The organism is Erythrobacter sp. (assembly GCF_036351135.1).
Classification (GTDB): Bacteria; Pseudomonadota; Alphaproteobacteria; order Sphingomonadales; family Sphingomonadaceae; genus Erythrobacter.
This window is the reverse complement of sequence record NZ_JAZBON010000010.1, coordinates 1-3,463: the sequence shown is the minus strand read 5'-3', so window position 1 is coordinate 3,463 and position 3,463 is coordinate 1. Positions and strand designations below refer to the sequence as shown.

At 65.1% G+C, this 3,463-nt stretch carries 4 protein-coding genes and 1 pseudogene; 1 reads left to right on the top strand and 4 read right to left on the bottom strand.

Features of this window, described 5'->3' with window-relative positions:
* The 4 genes and pseudogenes from V2I30_RS02895 to V2I30_RS02880 all read right to left on the bottom strand — a co-directional run.
* Positions 1–424, bottom strand: a 424-nt coding sequence (locus tag V2I30_RS02895) for a TonB-dependent receptor plug domain-containing protein (RefSeq protein WP_330660566.1), incomplete at its 3' end; no start/stop codon positions are given.
* Between the two features lie 54 nt (positions 425–478).
* The gene (locus V2I30_RS02890; RefSeq protein WP_330660565.1) at positions 479–655 is read right to left on the bottom strand and encodes a hypothetical protein; all 177 of its coding nucleotides are present in this window, start codon (positions 653–655) and stop codon (positions 479–481) included.
* A gap of 97 nt (positions 656–752) precedes the next feature.
* Positions 753–1,583: an IclR family transcriptional regulator domain-containing protein gene (locus V2I30_RS02885; RefSeq protein ID WP_330660564.1), complete on the bottom strand. Its 831-nt coding sequence runs from the start codon at positions 1,581–1,583 to the stop codon at positions 753–755.
* A 2-nt stretch (positions 1,584–1,585) separates the two neighbouring features.
* A pseudogene (locus V2I30_RS02880) lies at positions 1,586–2,649 on the bottom strand (CaiB/BaiF CoA transferase family protein).
* A 164-nt stretch (positions 2,650–2,813) separates the two neighbouring features.
* Here V2I30_RS02880 and V2I30_RS02875 point away from each other — a divergent pair.
* A partial coding sequence (locus V2I30_RS02875; protein ID WP_330660563.1) for a citryl-CoA lyase occupies positions 2,814–3,463 on the top strand: 650 nt, incomplete at its 3' end.

Below are 3,463 nucleotides of genomic sequence, written 5' to 3'. Positions count from 1 at the left end.
GGATGAAACCCTCGGTGTCGTAATAGGAACCGGCCACGCGGAAGAACACGTTGTCGGCGACCGGGCCGCTCAGGCTGCCGCGCAGGAAATAGCCGAAACCGTTATCGACGCCCGCGGTCATGTTGCCCTCGAACTGGTCGGTGGGCTGCTTGGTGGTGATGATGATCGCCCCGCCGATCGCGTTGCGGCCGTAGAGGCCACCCTGCGGGCCTTTGAGCACCTCGATCTGCTCGATGTCGAACAGGTCCTGATTGAATTGCGCCGGGTTCACCTGCAGCACGCCATCGACCACGACCGCGACCGAAGGCTCCGAATTGCGGTTCTGCGAGATGCCGCGGATGATGACGAAGGAACTGCCCGCGTTCTGCGTCTGGACGAAATTGACGTTGGGGGTCAGCGCGATGAAGTCGGCCGGGCGCTCGATCCCGGCATTGGTGATCGCTTCCGAGGTGAAGGCGGTGACGGCGGCGGGCGTGTCCTAAAGCGTTTCGTCGCGGCGCAGCGCGGTGACGACGATACCCTCATCCTCGGGCTTCGGCTGAGCTTCGGTTTCCCCATCCGTTTCGGCCTGCGCGAAGGCCGGGGCACCCATGCCCGAAATAGCGACGGCAAGCGCGAACGCGCTCGCAAGTGTCTTGCGCGAAGTCCTCATCATTCTCTCCCCTGCGCAGACCCGATTGCCTGGCGGACCCCTCCAATCCACACTTCGCGATAAGATTTTCGATCGGCGAAGTAAACTTCGATATGCGAAATTATGCGCAGAGTGACGCCTCGAGGGCCGGCCAACGCCTGAGCGCGGACTCGATCTCGCCCGCCGCCGATCGCAGCAGCGGCAGACGGGTGCGCACCAGTTCGTCCTGCGAGATGCGGGTCGTCGAGGTCGAGCAATTGATCGCCGCGATCACCCGGCGCTCACGCGTGAACACCGGGACGGCGACCGAGACGATCCCGTAATCAAGCTCGTCCAGCGCCGAATCGTAGCCGCGCTCTCTCACGACGCGGAGCCGCTCGGCCATCGCCGTATCCTCGGTGATGGTGCGCTCGGTGAAACGATCGAAGGGCGCGGCGTCCAGCAGCGTTCGCTGCGCATCCTCGGGAAAATACGCGACCATCGCCTTGCCCAGGGAAGTCGCGTGGAAGGGAAAGCGCGTGCCGGCATTGGCGGCCAGACGGAAGCGCCGATCGGTCGTCACGTGCGCCACGTAGAGGATATCGCTGCCCGAGATCACGGCGAGGCTGGCGCTGTCGCCGGTCTGGTCGCGCAGCGCCTGGAGCGGCGGCAGCAGCACCTGCTCGATCTGCATCGAGGCGAGGAAGGCCGAACCGATCGTGAGCACAGAGGGGCGCAGCAGGAACTTGCGTTCATGCTGTCCGACATAACCCAGCTCCACCAGCGTCTTGAGGCAGCGCCGCACCACGGCGGGCGAGAGGCCGGTGACCACCGCGACCTCGCTCAGCGTCATTTCGGGGTGGTCCTCGTCAAACGACTTGAGCACCCGCAGGCCACGCTCCAGCGTCGAGAGGAATTCGGGATCCTTGCCGACCACCTCTTCCGAGGCCGCTTCCTCGCCGTCAAAGCCCACCGTCAGGCCCGCCTGCGCCCGCAGATTTCCTCGTCACCCTCACCCAGCACCGGGGGTGCGGTGACGCTGTCCATCCGCTCACCGTCGAAGCTGAGCGGCGAGCGGATCGTGCGGAATTCGCCATGTGGCCCGTCCGGATCACGCACCTCGATGGCAAGATGCTGCGCCTGGTCGCTGTCGAGCACCTCGCGCGAGGTGCGGACCGGCGAATTGGGCACTTCGAGCCGAATCAGTTCCGCCTCCCAATGCGCGCGCGGCCGCTCGCGGAAGATCGGCGCGAGGAAGGCGATCACATCGTCATAATGCGCGATGCGCGCCTCGCGGCTTTCGAAGGCGGGTTGCTGGAGCATGTCGGGCTGGCCCACCGCGGTCGCAAGGTTCTCCCAGAACTTGGGCGGCGAGGACATGTGGAGCGCGATCCACTGGCCGTCGGCGCATTCGAACACATAGCTCTGCGAGACGTGCGGGCGGCTGTATGGCCCCATCACCTCGCCCTGCGAAAGCAGGTGGGTGAAATCGTCGAGATTGAAGTGGCACATCGCCTCGAACATCGAGGTCTCGACCACGCGGCCCTTGCCCGTCGCATGGCGTTCGTTGAGCGCGGCCATGATGCCGAGCGCGGTGTAGAAACCCGTCATCGCATCTGCGATCGCCGGGCCGACGACGCGCGGATGCTCGGGTTCACCAGCAGGCGCAGGAACCCGCTCGATGCCTGCGCGACCGTATCGAAGGCGGGGCGGTCGCGATCCGGCCCGGTCGGACCGAAGCCCGAGATCGAGGCGTAGATCAGTCGCGGATTGATCGACCGGAGCCGGTCGGCCCCGACATTGAGCCGGTCGGCAACGCCGGGGCGGAAGTTCTGGATGAAAACATCGGCAGTTTCCACCAGCCGGTCGAGCGTCTCCAGATCCTCGCCCACGGTCGGATCGATGGTGATCGAGCGCTTGTTGCGGTTGTAGGTCTGGAAGTGCGGCGAATAGAGCCCGCCTTTGAAATTGCGGAACGGATCGCCCATTCCGGGCTTTTCTACCTTGATGACGTTTGCGCCAAGATCGGCAAGCAGCATCCCTGCCGCCGGACCGGTGATGAAGGTGCCCATTTCCAGCACGGTCACGTCTTTGAGTGGCTTCGCCGTCATCCCGATTGTCCCAATTCGTCGCTTGACATTGACGCCTGCATATAATCTTCGCATACCGAAATCAACTTCGGATAGCGAAAAAGGCTCGTCTCATGCGCATCGGGAAACAGGACAACGCCGTCACTTCCATCTGCACCTCGGATGCGACCAGCATCACCGTCAGGGGCATGGATCTGTGCGACGAGATCATCGGCCAGGTCGACTTCACCAGCTATTTCTGGCTGCTCGTCACCGGCACCATGCCCGATGCGCGGCAAAAGGCGCTCGCCGATGCGGTGCTGTGCGCGATCGCGGAGCATGGCCTTGTCCCCAGCGTCGTCGCCACCCGCATGACCTACGCCGCCGCGCCCGAGGCGTTTCACGGCGCGGTTGCCGCCGGGCTGCTCGGCTGCGGTTCGGTCGTGCTCGGCAGCGCCGAGGTGGCGGGGCGTTTTTACGCGGCCTGCATCGAGCGCGCGAAGGCGGAAGACCTCAGCTTCGAGGACGCCGCGCTCGCCGGTATCCGCGAATTGCGCGCAGAGAAGAAGGCGATCCCCGGCTTTGGCCACCCGCAGCATTCGGGCGGCGATCCCCGCGCGCACCGGCTGCTTGCGCTCGCAGCCGAGCATGGCATGGAGGGCGATGCCATCGCCATGCTGCGCGCGATCGAGACGGTGCTGCCCGAGGCAATCGGACGCAGCCTGCCGATCAACGTCAATGGCGCGATCCCGGTGGTGATGCTCGATGCCGGCTTCCCGCTTGC

Bases quoted from the DNA above. Each gene is read 5' to 3' on its own strand.
- V2I30_RS02890 (WP_330660565.1), bottom strand. From the start codon at position 655: ATGATGAGGACTTCGCGCAAGACACTTGCGAGCGCGTTCGCGCTTGCC.